The sequence below is a fragment of the Thiemannella venezuelensis genome (assembly GCF_014203605.1).
GTDB classification, from domain to species: Bacteria; Actinomycetota; Actinomycetes; order Streptosporangiales; family Streptosporangiaceae; genus Planomonospora_A; species Planomonospora_A venezuelensis.
This window is the reverse complement of sequence record NZ_JACHJJ010000016.1, coordinates 108,402-124,389: the sequence shown is the minus strand read 5'-3', so window position 1 is coordinate 124,389 and position 15,988 is coordinate 108,402. Positions and strand designations below refer to the sequence as shown.

General features: G+C 72.1%; 13 protein-coding genes. 10 read left to right on the top strand and 3 right to left on the bottom strand.

From position 1 onward, the window contains the following. Window positions 1–64: 64 nt before the first annotated feature. The 3 genes from FHS22_RS22855 (at window position 65) to FHS22_RS37405 (ending at window position 3,375) form a co-directional block, all read left to right on the top strand. Window positions 65–697 carry an IclR family transcriptional regulator gene (locus FHS22_RS22855; RefSeq protein WP_184944641.1) on the top strand — a complete coding sequence of 211 codons (633 nt, stop codon included), beginning with the start codon at window positions 65–67 and terminating at the stop codon, window positions 695–697. A 240-nt stretch (window positions 698–937) separates the two neighbouring features. Then, window positions 938–2,185 (top strand): ATP-binding protein, encoded by a 1,248-nt coding sequence (locus FHS22_RS22850; RefSeq protein WP_184944639.1) that lies wholly within the window; start codon window positions 938–940, stop codon window positions 2,183–2,185. A 614-nt stretch (window positions 2,186–2,799) separates the two neighbouring features. Then, a complete protein-coding gene (locus FHS22_RS37405; RefSeq protein ID WP_221473976.1) occupies window positions 2,800–3,375 on the top strand; it encodes a hypothetical protein in 576 nt (191 codons plus the stop codon). 82 nt (window positions 3,376–3,457) lie between these two features. Here the strand turns inward: FHS22_RS37405 and FHS22_RS22840 are convergent, their stop codons facing one another. After that, complete coding sequence (locus FHS22_RS22840) at window positions 3,458–3,811, bottom strand: VOC family protein (protein WP_184944637.1); 354 nt, start codon at window positions 3,809–3,811, stop codon at window positions 3,458–3,460. 102 nt (window positions 3,812–3,913) lie between these two features. Continuing rightward, window positions 3,914–4,738, bottom strand: coding sequence for an ErmE/ErmH/ErmO/ErmR family 23S rRNA (adenine(2058)-N(6))-methyltransferase (gene erm / locus FHS22_RS22835; protein ID WP_184944635.1), 825 nt, complete (start codon window positions 4,736–4,738; stop codon window positions 3,914–3,916). Between the two features lie 380 nt (window positions 4,739–5,118). Between erm and FHS22_RS22830 the strand changes: the two genes are divergently transcribed. Beyond that, window positions 5,119–7,707: an ATP-binding protein gene (locus FHS22_RS22830; RefSeq protein ID WP_184944633.1), complete on the top strand. Its 2,589-nt coding sequence runs from the start codon at window positions 5,119–5,121 to the stop codon at window positions 7,705–7,707. Window positions 7,708–7,784: 77 nt separating this feature from the next. Here FHS22_RS22830 and FHS22_RS22825 read toward each other — a convergent pair whose 3' ends face one another. Further along, complete coding sequence (locus FHS22_RS22825; protein ID WP_184944632.1) at window positions 7,785–9,398, bottom strand: GGDEF domain-containing protein; 1,614 nt, start codon at window positions 9,396–9,398, stop codon at window positions 7,785–7,787. Between the two features lie 298 nt (window positions 9,399–9,696). Between FHS22_RS22825 and FHS22_RS22820 the strand changes: the two genes are divergently transcribed. From FHS22_RS22820 to FHS22_RS22795, 6 genes are all read left to right on the top strand, one after another. Beyond that, a complete protein-coding gene (locus tag FHS22_RS22820) occupies window positions 9,697–10,866 on the top strand; it encodes a homogentisate 1,2-dioxygenase (protein WP_184944631.1) in 1,170 nt (389 codons plus the stop codon). Continuing rightward, the gene (locus FHS22_RS22815) at window positions 10,863–11,681 is read left to right on the top strand and encodes a hypothetical protein (RefSeq protein WP_184944630.1); all 819 of its coding nucleotides are present in this window, start codon (window positions 10,863–10,865) and stop codon (window positions 11,679–11,681) included. Before FHS22_RS22820 ends, FHS22_RS22815 begins: the two co-directional genes overlap by 4 nt. After that, complete coding sequence (gene fahA / locus FHS22_RS22810) at window positions 11,681–12,826, top strand: fumarylacetoacetase (RefSeq protein ID WP_184944629.1); 1,146 nt, start codon at window positions 11,681–11,683, stop codon at window positions 12,824–12,826. The genes FHS22_RS22815 and fahA overlap by 1 nt, the downstream gene beginning before the upstream one ends. An 89-nt stretch (window positions 12,827–12,915) precedes the next feature. Beyond that, window positions 12,916–14,082, top strand: coding sequence for a L,D-transpeptidase (locus tag FHS22_RS22805; protein ID WP_184944628.1), 1,167 nt, complete (start codon window positions 12,916–12,918; stop codon window positions 14,080–14,082). A gap of 137 nt (window positions 14,083–14,219) precedes the next feature. Further along, window positions 14,220–14,654, top strand: coding sequence for an NfeD family protein (locus FHS22_RS22800; protein WP_184944627.1), 435 nt, complete (start codon window positions 14,220–14,222; stop codon window positions 14,652–14,654). 3 nt (window positions 14,655–14,657) lie between these two features. Then, complete coding sequence (locus FHS22_RS22795) at window positions 14,658–15,752, top strand: SPFH domain-containing protein (protein ID WP_184944625.1); 1,095 nt, start codon at window positions 14,658–14,660, stop codon at window positions 15,750–15,752. Window positions 15,753–15,988: the final 236 nt, after the last annotated feature.

Below are 15,988 nucleotides of genomic sequence, written 5' to 3'. Positions count from 1 at the left end.
CAGACCTCCGCCTCCCGCCATCCCCGATAATCGGGGACATGCGCCAGACCCCGGAGACGTCCTGATGGCGGCCGAGTCCTCGCAGACCCTGGAGCGCGGCCTGCGCCTGCTCCGCCTGCTCGCCGACGACCACCGGGGGCGCACCCCCACCGAGCTCGCGGCCGAGCTGGGGCTGAGCCGTCCGGCGGTCTACCGGCTGCTCACGACCCTGCAGGACGGAGGGTTCGTCCGCCGGGACGGCGAGGGGCGGGCGCATCTCGGCTTCGGCGTGCTCGTCCTGGCGCGCGCCGTGCAGCCCCTGCTCCGCGAGGGGGCGCTGCCCACCCTGCGCCGGCTCGCCGAGGAGGTCGGCGCGACCGCGCACCTCACCATCGCCGAGGGCGACGACGGCCTCGCGGTGGCGGTGGTCGAGCCGTCCTGGACGGACATGCACGTCGCCTACCGCGAGGGCTCCCGGCACCCGCTGGGCAGGGGCGCGGCGGGTCTGGCCATCCTCGCCCTGCGCGGGGGCCGCACCGGCTACGTCGCCACCGAGGGCCAGCTCCAGGAGGGCGCCCACGGCATCGCCGCCCCCGTCCCGGGCCTGCCGTGGCTGGAGGCCTCCGTCGGCGTGATCTCCTTCGCCCCCCTCGACCCCGCCGTCACCGGCCCCCTCCTCACCACCGCCGCCGAGGCCCTCTCCCGCTCCCTGTCCTGACCGTCCTTCCCCCCCTCCGCGAAGTCGGTAGATCATCGGCGGATCCCCCGGCAGCACAGGCATGGATCTTCGGCAGACTGCCCACGTATCCCTCGGCAGAACGACCACACACCCATCGGCAAACTGCGCACCGATAGGTCGGCAATCTGCGCATCAGGGTATCGGCAAATCGCTCGTCACCTCATCGGCAATCTGCGCACAGACCCAGCGACAAATTGCCGATCCAGCTAGGGTGGGAGGATGCGGAGAGCCACTGACTACCGCCCTCGTCGAGCTTCCGATCTTGTAGCGGAAGCGCTCCTCGACACGCGCGTCGTCGTCATCAACGGCGCCCGCCAAGTGGGAAAGAGCACACTCGCCGAACTCGTCGTCCGCCAGCATCCCAACGGAACAACCAGGTTCCTGGACCATCCTCTGACGCGCAGCGCGGCGGTAGAAGACCCGATCCGATTCATCGACCACGACGGACTGATGCTCATCGACGAGGTTCAACGTGTTCCCGATCTCTGGCTTGCCATCAAGTACCTGGTCGACCGAGACCCACGACCGGGGCGGTTCCTCCTGACGGGGTCCGCGCGGCTGCTCAGCCTGAGCAGCCTGCCCGACAGTCTGCCGGGGAGATCCGAGACGATCGAGCTCTGGCCGCTCTCCCAAGGAGAGATCGACGACGAACCGGACGGCTTCGTCGACGCGGCGTTCACGCACGGCGCCGACCTCCGGGCAGAGTCGCGAGACCTACGCCGGAAGGACTACCTGACGAGAGTGGAACGAGGGGGATTCCCCGAAGCGGTCCAGCGGGAAACACCACGGCGGCGTCAGCGTTTCTTCCAGAGCTACATCGATGATCTCATCTCGCGTGACATCAAGCAGGTGGCGGACATCCAGCGCGCCGGAGACATGCGACGGCTGATCTCGCTGCTCGCGGCTCAGACCGGAGGACTGCTGAGTGCCAATCGGCTCGCAGGCGAGCTGGGCATCGTCCGCTCGACCGTCCAGAGATATTTGGAGATCCTGGAAACGATCTACTTGATCCGTCTCATCCCTGGATGGTCGACCAACGCGACCACCCGTGCGCTGGCGACCCCCAAAGTCACTTTCGTTGATACCGGCCTCGCCGCCCACCTCACTGCAGGACCACTGGCAGATCTCTCCGTCGGCGGATTGATGGAGAACTTCGTGCTCGGCGAGATCGCCCGGCAGCTCTCATGGTCCGACATCGGAGCAAGCATCTATCACTATCGTGATCGCGATAAACACGAGGTCGACGGCATCATCGAGGACAACTCCGGCCGGGTCATCGGCATCGAGGTGAAAGCGGCGGAGACCGTGCGATCCGAAGACTTCAAGGGGCTGCGCCTGCTCCGGAACCGCCTTGGAACACGGTTCCTCGCGGGGTTCGTCCTGTACTGCGGGTCGCAGTCCCTGAGCTTCGGAGACGGCCTCACCTGCCTTCCCATCTCCGCCCTCTGGACCACGCCGCGCCCGTAGCCCGAGCGGCATGGGCCGAAGGACCCGCCTCCGGTGGGTGTAGCGTCTGACAGCCGAAGCCGATCATGAAGGGTGCCTGCCGTTGGAACCGCGAGACGCACGGTTGGACATGTCCCAGGGTGGGCGTGTCAGCAGGTACGGCGATGTGGCGAGCGCGCTGGCGTTGCGCAGCGACCGGCAGCTCGCCGGGCTGCTGGATCGGGCGCGGGTCCTGGGCTCGGGGGTAGGCGGCACCTCGGTGCTGCTGGACGTCGCCGGCGTGCCGGTCTTCGCCAAGCGGCTACCGCTGACCGACCTGGAGCGGCGTGCGGACAACGTGATGTCCACGGCGAACCTGTTCGGGGTGCCCGCGTTCTGCCAGTACGGAATCACCGCTCTCCCCGGGCCGGGCTTCGGCGCGTGGCGTGAGCTCGCGGCCGGAGTCATGACGACCAACTGGGTCCTGGCCGGGCGCAGTGCGGCCTTTCCGCTGCTGTACCACTGGCGGGTGCTGCCGGGAGCGCCACCACCCGGCGACGAGCACGCCGACGTCGAGGCCGTCGTGCGGTACTGGGACGGGTCAACGGGCGGTACGGGACCGCCTCCATGCCCTTGCCCGGGCCTCGGCGAGCGTCGTGCTGTTCCAGGAGTTCATCCCCCACAACCTCGGCGACTGGCTCGCCGCTCAGCTCACCGCCGGCCGGGACGCCGCGATCGCGGCGAGCGCCATGGTCGAGTCGTGCCTGCTCACCGATGTGGCCTTCATGAACGGCCAGGGGCTGATGCACTTCGACGGCCACTTCGGCAACATCCTCACCGACGGTGAACGCCTGTACATCGCCGACCTCGGACTGGCGACCTCCCGCCGGTTCGACCTGTCCGCACAGGAGATCGGGTTCCTGGAGCGCAACCGGACCCACGATCTCGGGTACGCGCTGATGCGGCTGGTCAACTGGCTCGTCACCAACCTCTGCGCGGTGAAGACACCGCAGAACGACGTACGGGAACGCAACGAGTACATCCGCGTGTGTGCGGACGGCGCGGACCCCGTCGGTGCTCCCCCGGCCGTCGCCGCGGTGATCCGCCGGTACGCACCCGTGGCGGCGGCCATGAACGACTTCTACTGGGACATCTTCGGCGTCGATCGGGCGACGCCGTACCCGGGAGAGGAGATCGAGCGTGCCCTGAGCGCGGCCCCGTATCGATCATGACCAGATCGGGCGGAAAACACCGCCGAAACCACCATGACGTCAAGATCGATAAGCCTCCCGCCGCACCCGGCGTGATCGAGCGTCACGAGAGGGGTTCGAGGAACTCCAGGCGGTTGCCGTGGCAGTCCTCGCTGTGGAAGCGGCGCATGCCGGGGATGTCGTCGGCGAAGGCGACCGGGTAGCCGGCCTCGGCCAGGCGGTGGGCCCAGGCGTCGAGGTCGTGGACCAGGAGGGCGGGGTGGGCCTTGCGGGCGGGGCGAAAGTCGTCCTCGACGCCGAGGTGCAGTTCGACGCCGTGGCCCCGGAACCAGCAGCCGCCGCGCGCGGCGAGCAGCGGCGGTTTGGGGACCTCGGCCAGGCCGAGCACGCCCTCGTAGAAGTCCCGCAGCGCGGCCTCACTCCCCGGCGGGCAGGCCAGTTGCACGTGGTGCAGCATCGCAGCTCCTCACTATTAACTTGATATCAAGATACTTGATACCGTGATACCAGGGAAGCGGGTACGGCCGGGGGCCGCGAGGTGCGGTCCCCGGCCGGGTGGTCAACCGGTGGGGTGGAGGCGGTCGAAGAGGGTCCGCCAGCGGTCGGGGTGGACGTGCGCGACGACCGCGCCGGGGTCGATCCCGGCCTCGGCGAAGGCGGCGTCCACCTGCGGCGCCGGATAGCGCAGCCGCAGGGTCGCGTGCAGCGAGCCGCCCAGCCCGGTGAAGCCGTACGCCACGAAGTCCCGGTAGCCGGGCAGCTCGGGCGCGTGCGGGCGGCGGTCGATCCGCAGGACGGCCGAGTCGACCGCCGGCACGGGCCGGAACGCCTCGCGGCCGATGCCGCCGAGCAGGCGCCAGCCGTACCAGGGCCAGGTCTGCACGGTCAGCATGCTCCAGCGGCCGAAGTCACCGGTGCGTTTGCGGGCGTACTCCAGCTGGGTGACCAGGGTGGCCGAGGTGAGCCCCGGCGCCCGCAGGCACCAGTCGACGATCTTCGAGGTGACCGCGTAGGGGATGTTCCCGGCGACCGCGAACGGCTCGCGCGGCGCGCGGGCGGCCAGGAAATCCCCCCGGACGACGCGGATGCGGGTGTCGCCGCGGGTCCGGGCGGCCAGTCTCCCGGCCAGCAGCGGATCGATCTCGTAGCCGACGACCTGGCCGCAGGTTCCGGCGAGCGCCCGGGTCAGGACGCCCTCACCCGCGCCGGGTTCCAGGACCAGGTCGTGCGGGCCTGCGGCCTCCACGATCCTGGCGACGGCGTCCGGATCGACGACGAAGTTCTGCGACAGGACGCGTCTGGCCTGGTCGCGGGCGGTTCTTCCGCCGGTGCGGGCTTTCTTCTGGGTGTGGGAGTAGTTTCCGTGAGCAAAGGACTGCGCCACAGGTGTCGCCCTTTCGGGTCCGAGAGGAATCGGTCTCGGAAGGCCCGGGGCACGCGCAGAGACGGGGTGGAACCCCGCGGGACAGGTCCCCTCCGGGGTTCCCGGATGGGGTGGACGCCCTCTCTACCGGCCCGGGACCGGGCCGCGGCGGATGCGGACGAAGAACAGGGGCGCGTGGCACGTCGGTGACATGCGGATCAGGCTAGGCACCGCCGTACCCGCGCACAAACGGTTTTCCCGCGGGGCCGCCCGCCCCGCCGGCCGGCGGGACCTCCGTCGCGGTGACCTGGAATATCTGTTTCCTCCCGAAAACGGATTGCTTGCCTCTCCCGTGGGCAGACCGAACTCGTCAGGGCGAGCTCAGGGGGGAGACGGGGGCCGTGACGGCGTTGGATCCTGCTCGTGTTTCGCAGCGGCTGCGGGCGTTGCGGACCATGGGCCTGTTCGACGCGTCCCCGGCGCCCTCGCTGGACCGGCTGGCCCGGCTGGCGGCCCGGCTGCTGGACGTGCCCGCCGCGACGGTGTCCCTGATCGACCACGACCGCCAGACGGTCCTGGGCTCGGCGGGCCCCCCGGGAACGCCGCCGAGCGCGGGGGCGCCCCCGCGGGGACCGGCCGGAACGGCGGAGCCCCCGGAGGAGGGGCGGGACGGCACGCCCTGCCCCTTCTGCGAGGACGTCACCGCCTCCGGCACGCCGCTGGCCCTGGACGACATCCGCGACTCCCCGCGGCGCGGCGGCGCCGGGGCGGTCCACGGGCTCGAGGTCGCGACCCACGCGGCCTTCCCGCTCCGCACGGCCGACGGCGAGGTGCTCGGCTCGCTCTCCCTGGTCGGCACGCGCCCCCGGCAGTGGAGCCCGGAGCACCTGCGGACCGCCGCCGACCTCGCCGCGGCGGCGGAGTCGGAGATCGCGCTGCTCCTGTCCCGCAGCGAGGCCCTGCTCTCGGCGGCCCGCCTGGGAACGATCCTCGACCGCACTCCCGACGCGTTCGTCTCGATCGACGCCGACGGGGTGGTGACGGCGTGGAACGCCGCCGCGGAGCGGCTGTTCGGCTGGACGCCGGAGGAGGCCCGGGGACGGGACGTCGCCGACCTGATCATCCCCGAACGGTTCCGGCGGGCGCACTACCGCGGCCTGCGCCGGGTACGGGAGAGCGGCAGGTCGGCCATGGCGGGCCGGCGCATGGAGCTGGTCGCCATGGACCGGGACGGCCGGGAGTTCCCCATCGAGATGACCCTGCAGGTCGACGCGGAGTGCGGCGAGACGGTCTTCCACGCCTTCCTGCACGACACCAGCGCGCGGCACCGGGCCGAGATGCTGCGCGAGACGCAGTACGCCGTGGCGCGGGCGCTGGCCGACGCCGTCTCCACCGAGCAGGCCGCCGCCGACACGGTGGCCGCCACCACCGAGGCGCTGGGCTGGGCCTGCGGCGAATACTGGAGGGTCGGCCCCGGCGAGACCGGCATCACCCGCGTCTGCTCCTGGAGCAGGCCCGGCCTGGACCTGTCGGCCTTCACCGACGACCGGCCGATCACGCTCCGGCGGGGGCAGGGACTGCCCGGCCTGGTCTGGGACACCGGCAAAGACGTCTGGATCCGGGACATGCCGACCGACCCGCACGACTTCGTCCGGCGGGAGGCCGCGCGCGAGTGCGGCCTGCACACCGGCGCCGGGCTCCCCGTGACCAGCGGCCGGCGGGTGTTCGGCGTGCTGACGTTCTTCGCCCGGACGGTCGAGGAGCCCGACGAGGACCTCATCTCCGTGCTCGACGGCATCTGCGCCCATCTCGGCCGCTACAAGGAGCGCCGCCGCGCGGAGAAGCTCACCGAGGCCCTGGACGCCAGCCGGCGCCATCTCGACCGGATCATCGCCCAGCTCAGCGACTTCGTCTGGACCCTGGAGGTCACCGCCGGCCACCGGATCGTGCCGGTCTACACCAGCCCGGACAGCACCGGGATATACGGCGGCCCGCTCCCCCCCGGCGTGGACATCCTCACCCTCATCAGGAAGCACATCCACCCCGACGACCTGGCCGCCTTCGAAACCTACCGGGCCGCGCTGGCGTCGGGGGAACCGGCGGAGGTCGAGTACCGCGCCACCGGCTCCGACGGGGTCGTGCGCTGGCTCTGGACCCGGGCGATACCCCGCTTCGAGGGCGGGCGCCTGTTCATCGACGGCATCACCACCAACGTCACCGAGCGCCACCAGCTCGACGAGGAGCGCGAGCGCCTGCTCGTCCAGGAGCAGGAGCAGGTGCGCCGGCTGCGCGACCTCGACCGGATGAAGGACGAGCTCGTCGCCGTGGTCAGCCACGAACTCCGCACCCCCATCGGAGCCATCCGCGGCTACATCGAGATGCTCAAGGACAGCTCCGGCCTCGACGACGAGCAGCTCATGTTCGCCGACGTCATCGACCGCAAGAGCGCGCACCTGCAGCGCCTCGTCGACGACCTGCTGGACCTGGCGCGGCTCGACGCCGGTCACATCAGCCTCGACGCCCGGCCGCTCTCCCTGACCGAGCTGGCGCAGCAGGCCGTCGACGACCACCGGCCCGCCGCCGACGCCAAGAAGCTCACTCTCGACGCCGACCTGACCTGGCGGGTCCCGGTGCACGCCGACCCCGTACGGCTCCGCCAGGTGCTCGACAACCTGCTGTCCAACGCGATCAGGTACACCCCGGCCGGCGGCACCGTCACCCTCACCGCGGAGCGCGAAGGCGGCAGCGCCGTGATCTCCGTCTCCGACACGGGCATCGGCGTCCCCGCCGAGCAGTACCCGCAGCTGTTCGACCGGTTCTTCCGCGCCTCCACCGCCCTGGAGTCCGGGGTCAAGGGCACCGGGCTCGGCCTGGCGATCACCCGTGCGATCGTCGAGGCCCACGGCGGCACGATCGACGCGTCCCCCCGGCCCGGCGGCGGCACGGTCTTCACGGTGCGCCTGCCCGTGGAGTCCCCGCCGAAGACGTGAGCCGCCCCGCCGAGGCCCCGCCCGGGAGTCCGGTCCGGGAGGGCGCCGGCCGGCGCCCTCCCCTGGACGCGGGCGGCTCAGGCCGCCGCCGTGGCACCGGGCGGACCGGGTACGGCCCGCTCGACCCGGTCCCGGCCCAGCCGCTTCGCCTCGTACAGCGCCTCGTCGGCCGCCCGCAGCAGGTCCGACGGTTCCTGTCCCGGGACCAGCGCGGCGACACCTCCGCTGAAGGTGACCGAGAGCGGCCGCCCGGCGACGCCGATCCCGGCCCGGCCCATCCGGCGGCGCAGCTCGTCGACCCGCTCCCAGGCGGACTCGGCCGTGGCTCCGGGCAGCAGGATCACGAACTCCTCGCCGCCGTACCGGGCGACCACGTCGTCGTGGCGGACCTCCCCGGCGAGCAGCCTGGCGAGGTGCACCAGCACGGTGTCGCCGCCGCCGTGCCCGTAGGTGTCGTTGATCTGCTTGAAGTGGTCGACGTCGATGAGCGCCAGGCTGAGGGGGGTGCCCTCCCCGACGGCGCGGGAGACCTCCCGGGCGAGGGTCTCCATGAGGTGGCGGCGGTTGTACAGCCCGGTCAGCGGGTCCCGGACCGCCTGCTCGGCCAGGTCGGCCCGGAGCGCCTCGATGGTCTCCAGTTGCCCGCGGAGCCGCGTGTTGGCCTCCTCGGCCTCGCGGCGCCGCCGGTTGAGCTCGGTGACGTCCCGTGCGGCGAGCACCCAGCCGACGCAGTGTCCGCGGCGGTCCCGCACCACGCTGGTCCGCACGTGCAGGTCGACGCCGCGGCCCAGCGCGTTCACCATGGTCTGCTCGGTGTCGCCGCCCTCCGACAGGGCGAGGCCCAGCCCCAGCGTCTCGCCGAGCGGCACCCCGATCACCTGCTCCGGGAGCCCGGCCCTGCGCAGCAGCCTGCGGGCGGAGGCGTTGACGTTGAGGACCAGACCGGAGCTGTCGAGCACGGCGACCGCGTCGGTGATCGTGTCGAACACCTGCCCGTGCGCCACCTGGATCTGCTGCTGCGGCAGCGACCTGACCATCGCCCCGTAGGCGATGACCATCGTGACGGCGAGCCCGATCGCGGTCAGGTCCGGCAGGAGCACCGGCGACGACATGACCGCGATGTTGGCCACCACGGGCGGGACGAAGGCGGCGACCGTCCAGGCGTGCACCTGCCGCCCGCCCCGAGGCGCGTGCCGCCGGGCGCGGACCACCAGCGCCAGGCTGGCCGAGAGCAGGACGTAGACGTAGGCCGTGTGCAGCCAGGCGGCCGGACCCGGGGCGGAGACGAACATCCCCGCCGGACCGGCGGGCTCGAAGCCGGCGAAGAACAGGTGGTGCAGGGGATCCGTCAGCGCCATGACCGCCACCGCCACGGGATCGGCCGCCAGCAGCAGGACGGTCCGGCGGGAGACCCGCCAGGCGCGGTTCGACACGATCATGGACAGGCAGAGGACGCTCGCCACGACGGCGGCCGACACGACGAACGAGACGGCCGCGGCCGGCCACGCGCCGGTGGGGCCGGGTGCGAGGACCTGGACCAGCCCGAGGACGGACATCACGGCGACCCCCGCCCCCATGAAGGCGTTCACGCCGGAGAGCGGGGACTGCCAGCGCCGGAGCCGGTTGACGACCGTCGCCGCACCCGCCACGGCGGCCGAGACCGCGAACGCGGCGACGAGGAGCACCTCCATGGACCGCCCTCCTTCCGTGACCGGGCGCACACGTATCGTGGTTCCTATCGACGCGGATGCCGCCGGGTTGAGCACAACCGGGAGGGCGGCCTCCCGGGCGGCGTCCGCGCCCCGGCCGCCACCCGGTCCGCCGCCGGGCCGCGGGCCGATCGCCGGGCACCCTCCGGCCGGGTCCGTCCGCGCTCCGCCCCGGCGCCGCGGACCCCGCCCCTGTTTGACATCCCCCGCCTGGTGGCGGATGGTTGTTCGTATAGAGGACGCTAATGTCCGATAATCGGACATAGGTGGGAGAGGCCAGATGCCGTACTACCGCATGGTGGGTGAGGTACCCCGCAAGCGACATGTCCAGTTCCGCCGACCCGACGGCGGGCTGTACGCCGAGGAGCTGATGGGCGAGGAGGGGTTCTCCAGCGACTCGTCGCTCCTCTACCACCGCCACCTCCCCACGGCGATCATCAAGGCCGAGGCGGTCGAGCCCACGGCGGCCTCGGTCCTGACCCCGAACCTGCCGCTCTCCCCCCGCCACTTCCGCACCCAGGACCTCCCCGCGGGCGGCGACCTGGTCACCGGGCGCGGCCTGCTCGCGGGCAACGCCGACGTCCGCATGTCGTACGCGGCGGCCGAGACCCCCAGCGAGCTCTACCGCAACTCCATGGGCGACGAGTGCGTCTACATCGCGAGCGGCCGGGTCACCTTCGAGTCCACCTACGGCGTCATCGAGGCCGGCGAGGGCGACTACGTCGTCGTCCCGACCGGGACCATCCACCGCTGGGTGCCGCAGGGCCGGGTGAGCGCCTTCACCGTCGAGGCCGCCGGGCACATCCGCCCGCCCAAGCGCTATCTGTCGAAGTACGGCCAGTTCCTGGAGCACGCCCCCTACTGCGAGCGCGACCTGCGCACCCCGCAGGAGACCCTGACCGTCGAGGGCGAGGAGGTGCCGGTGCTGGTCCGCACCCGCGGCGGGCTGACCCGGCTGGTCTACCGGAACCACCCGTTCGACGTGGTCGGCTGGGACGGCTGCCTGTACCCCTACGCCTTCAACATCAACGACTTCGAGCCGATCGTGAAGGGCATCCACGCCCCGCCCCCGGTCCACCAGACCTTCGAGGGCCCGAACTTCGTGATCTGCTCCTTCTGCCCCCGGCCGCTGGACTTCCACCCCGACGCCGTGCCGATCCCGTACAACCACCACAACGTCGACTCCGACGAGCTGATGTTCTACGCGGGCGGCGACTACACCGCGCGCAAGGGCTCCGGCATCGACGTCGGCTCGATCTCGCTGCACCCGGCCGGGTTCACGCACGGCCCGCAGCCCGGCGCCGTCGAGGCGGCCGTCGAGGCGGTGCGGCAGGGGCACACCCGCACCAACGAGCTGGCCGTGATGGTCGACACCTTCCGCCCGCTGGACCTGGGCCCGGCCGCCCTGTCGGTGGAGGACCCCGCCTACGCCTGGACGTGGGCGCGATGACCGTGACGACACCGCTCTTCCACGACCTCGTCGACGACGCGGGGCTCTTCCCGCCCACCGCCCTGCCGATGGCCGAGGCGCTGGCCCGGCACCGCAGCGACCTGGAGAGGGCGCACCCGGTCCTCACCCACCGCTTTCTCTGCCCGGCGAGCCGCCTGCCCGCGCTCCGCGCCGGGCTCGCGGAGCACGGCTCCCCGATCAGGCTCGGCCTGATCGCCGACACCCCGGACCTGCCCTCCGCCGAGGACCTCGACGGCCTGGAGGTCGAGCTGGTCGAGATCCCGGGCGCCCGGTTCGCGACGCCGGCCGGGCGCGTCGAAGTGCCCGCCGCGCCGCCCGGCCTGAAGGCCCGCCGGTTCGTCGAGGTCACCGCGGGGCAGCTCCCCGTCCACCTGCCCGAGGGGACCGGGCTGAAGGTCAGGTGCGGCGGCCTCACCGCCGAGTCCTTCCCCGGCGCCCACGACCTGGGCGCCTTCATCGCGTACTGCGCGGCCGAGGGCGTGCCGTTCAAGGCCACCGCCGGGCTGCACCACGCCGTCCGGCACTTCGATCCGGCGCTCGGCGCCGACCGGCACGGCTTCCTCAACCTGGTCCTCGCGGTCTGCGAGGCGGTCGGGGGCCGCGATCCGGTGCCGGTGCTGAAGCTCACCGACGTGGGCGAGCTGGTACGGCTGGCGCGGGCCGTACCCGAGGAGACCGCGCGGCGGGCCAGGGAGCTGCTGGTCTCCTACGGCTCGTGCAGCACGAGCGCCCCGGTCGAGGACCTGCGCGCCCTCGGCCTGACCGAAGAACCGCTCGAAGAGGAGAACGTGTGATGGCGGCGAGCCCCTGGGGCATCGACAACCTCCCCTACGGGGTCTTCTCCCGGTCCGCCGGCGAGACCCCGCGCGTCGGCGTCCGGTACGGCGACCACGTGCTCGACCTGGCCGGGGCGCTGCACGACGAGGTCTTCGCCACCGGCTCGCTCAACGCCTTCATGGCGCGGGGCGCGGCGGCGTGGCGGGACACCCGCGCGCTGATCCGCAACAAGCTGGGCACCGACCCGTCCGCCGTCGAGCCGCACCTGGTCCCGCTCGGCCGGGTCACGATGCACCTGCCGATCGAGGTGGGCGACTACGTCGACTTCTACTGCTCGCTGGAGCACGCCTCCAACCTCGGCCGGATCCTCCGCCCCGGCGACGAGCCGCTGAAGCCGAACTGGCGGCACCTGCCGGTGGGCTACCACGGCAGGGCCGGGACGGTCGTCGCCTCCGGCACCCCGATCGTGCGCCCGTGCGGGCAGCGCGGCGCCGGGGTCTTCGGCCCCTCCGCCAAGCTGGACATCGAGGCGGAGCTCGGCTTCGTGGTCGGCGCCCCGACCGAGCTGGGCTCGCGCGCCGGCCGGTTCGCCGACCACGTGTTCGGCGTGACGCTGGTCAACGACTGGAGCGCGCGGGACATCCAGGGGTGGGAGTACGTCCCGCTCGGGCCTTTTCTCGGTAAATCATTCGCGACCTCGATCTCGCCGTGGATCACCCCGCTGGAGGCGCTCGGCGCCGCCCGCGTGCCGGGCCGGGCGCAGGACCCCGAGCCCCTGGAGTACCTGCGGCGCGACGAGCCGTGGGGGCTCGACCTGACCCTGGAGGTCGCGCTGAACGGCGAGGTCGTCTCGCGCCCGCCGTACCGGGAGATGTACTGGACGCCCGACCAGATGCTCGCCCACATGACCGTCAACGGCGCGTCCCTGCGGACCGGCGACCTGTTCGCCAGCGGTACGGTCTCCGGCTCCGAGGCGGACCGGCGGGGCTCCCTCATGGAGCTGACCTGGAACGGGGCCGAGCCGGTCAAGCTCTCCGACGGGTCGGTGCGGGGCTTCCTGGAGGACGGCGACACCGTCACGATCACCGCGACCGCGCCGGGTCCCGGCGGGGGCGTGATCGCCCTCGGAGAGGTGTCCGGAACCGTCCAGCCCGCCCGTTAGGTCCGTGATGCGGCTCAGCGTGCTTTGGTGACTACACAGCGCTACCATTTGCAGCCGACCGTTCGCGAACCTCACGAAGGCGGGAACCGATGCGGCGCGCCGCGGGCCCTCTCACGATCCTTCTCCTCCTGCTCGCCCTCGCGGGCTGCTCCCCGGCCGGTGACGACCGGGGGGCGGGGACGGCCGCGCCCGTGCTCCGGATCGAGCCGCGACCCGGGACGGAGCAGGCCCCGACCGGCCAGGGGCTGACCGTGCGGGCCGGGTCGGGCGTGCTGACCGGGGTGGTCGCCTACGCGGGCGACGCCCCGGTGCCGGGCCGCTTCGACGCCACCCGGACCGTATGGCGCTCCGACCGGCCGCTGGCCCCCGGGCGGGACTACTCCGTGAGCGCCACCGCCACCAACGCGGACGGCGTCCGGGCGAGCACCACCGGCCGGTTCCGCACCTTCACCCCCGAGCAGACCTTCCGGATCGTGTCCGTCACCCCGGAGCCCGGCGAGACCGTGGGCGTCGGCATGCCGATCATCGTCGACTTCGACGTGCCGGTGCGCGACCGGGCCGCCGTCGAGAAGGCCCTGGAGGTCCGCTCCTCCAGCGCGGTCGAGGGCGCCTGGCGCTGGGTGGGCGAGACCCGGGCGATCTACCGCCCCCGCCACCACTGGCCGGCCGGGGAGAAGGTCGGCTTCACCGCGTACCTGTCCGGCGTCCGCGCCGCCAAGGACGTGTACGGCACCGCCGACCACGCCGTGCGCTTCACCGTCGGGCGCGCGCAGATCAGCACCATCGACACCCGGACCCACCGGATGACGGTCAGCCGGGACGGCAAGGTCGTCCAGCGCATGGCCATCAGCGCGGGCATGGCCACCACCAGGGAGTACACGACCACGAGCGGCGCCCACCTGACCATGGACAAGGCCAACCCGGTCCGCATGGTCTCCCCGAACCGCCGCGAGGGCGACCCCGGCTACTACGACGTGATGATCGACCACGCCGTGCGGATCTCCGACAGCGGCGAGTACATCCACGCCAAGGACAACGTCTGGGCGCAGGGCCGCACCAACGTCAGCCACGGCTGCATCAACGCCCGCCCCGACCAGGCCGCCTGGTTCTACACGAACGCGCTGCGCGGCGACCCGGTGATCATCCGGGGCACCGACCGCCAGCTGGAGTGGGACAACGGCTGGGGCTACTGGCAGCTGTCCTGGGCCGACTGGCTCAAGGGCAGCGCCCTGCACTCCGGGTCCGCCGACTCCTGACCCGCGGGCCCGCGCCCCCTCCGGAAGGCGCCCCAGGCCCGCGTCCGGCCCCTGACAGGTACGGCGACGGCGACATACCGTGGAGATGGGAACCTTCGCGGACGCCGGGCCCGTTACACGGATAGGAGGGCCGGAGCATGGATGATTGGGTCATCTGGCTGATTCTCGCCGTGGCACTGGGAGTCGCCGAGCTCTTCACGCTGACCACCGCCCTCGGCCTGCTCGGCGGTGCGGCGCTGTTCGCCTCCCTCGCCGCCCTGGTCGGCCTGCCCGTCCCGCTCCAGCTCATCGTCTTCGCCGGCTCGCTCGCCGCCGGGATCGTCGTGGTCAGGCCCATCGCCAGGCGGCACCTCCGGCCGCCCCCGCCGGGCCAGCGCTTCGGCGTGCAGGCCCTCGTCGGGAAGACCGCCTACGTGACGAGCGAGGTCACCGGGCGGGACGGCCGGATCAAGCTCGGCGGCGAGGAGTGGTCGGCCAGGGCCTACGACGAGACGCTGGTCATCCCGGCCGGGGCGGCCGTCGACGTCATCGAGATCGAGGGCGCGACCGCCCTCGTCTATCCCAGGGAGTAGCCCATGGACCCGCTGTTGATCGTCGGGGTGCTCATCGTCCTGTTCGCCGTGTTCACGGTCATGAAATCGGTGCGGATCGTGCCCCAGGCGCGGGCCAGGAACGTCGAGCGGCTCGGCCGGTACCACACCACGCTCAAACCCGGCCTCAACTTCGTGATCCCCTACATCGACCGGGTCTACCCCATGATCGACCTGCGCGAGCAGGTCGTCTCCTTCCGCCCCCAGCCGGTGATCACCGAGGACAACCTCGTCGTCGAGATCGACACCGTGCTCTACTTCCAGGTCACCGACCCGCGCGCGGCGGCCTACGAGATCGCCAACTACATCCAGGCGATCGAGCAGCTCACGGTCACCACCCTGCGCAACGTCATCGGCTCCATGGACCTGGAGATGACGCTCACCTCGCGTGACACGATCAACAGCCAGCTCCGGGGCGTGCTCGACGAGGCGACCGGCAAGTGGGGCATCCGGGTCAACCGGGTCGAGATCAAGGCCATCGACCCGCCGAAGAGCATCAAGGACGCGATGGAGAAGCAGATGCGCGCCGAGCGGGACAAGCGCGCCTCGATCCTCAACGCCGAGGGTCAGCGCCAGTCGCAGATCCTCACCGCCGAGGGCGACAAGCAGAGCGCCATCCTGCGCGCCGAGGGAGAGCGCAGCGCCGCCATCCTCAAGGCCCAGGGCCAGTCCCAGGCCATCGACGAGGTCTTCCAGGCCGTGCACCGCAACGACCCCGACCCCAAGCTCCTGGCCTACCAGTACCTCCAGGTCCTTCCCGAACTCGCCAAGGGCCAGGGCAACACCTTCTGGGTCATCCCCAGCGAGGTCACCTCCGCCCTCCAGGGCGTCTCCAAGGCCTTCACCGAGTCCCTGCCCCAGTCCCCGGCCACCCGCGAACTCTCCCGGGAGGAGCACTCCTCCGCCGCCAAGGAGGCCGCCGAGGCCCAGCAGGCCGCCGCCGAGGCGGTCGCCGAGGCCGCCGAAGCCGACCCCACCACCGGCCCTCGCCAGCTCGGCCCCGGCGCCGTGACCCCCGACGCCCTCGCCCACCTCCAGGAAGAGCACCTCCGGCAGGAGCAGCGGAACCCCGCCCCCTGACCGCCCGCCGGTCCGCCTTCCCGCCCCGCCGTCCACCGTACGGCGGGGCGGTTCTCTTCCCCGGTCCCGTACCGCCCCGCCCGGCCGCGCCCGCGATGAAACTTTCATCCGCGCCGGCGGCGGCCCGCCGTACCGGGAGACCGCGCGTGAGCAGGGACAAGAGCGGGCTCGGCGGATCCTCCGCCGCCGGATCGGCAATCGGCCATATCCATTCAAATGCTGCTCGTGGCTATCGA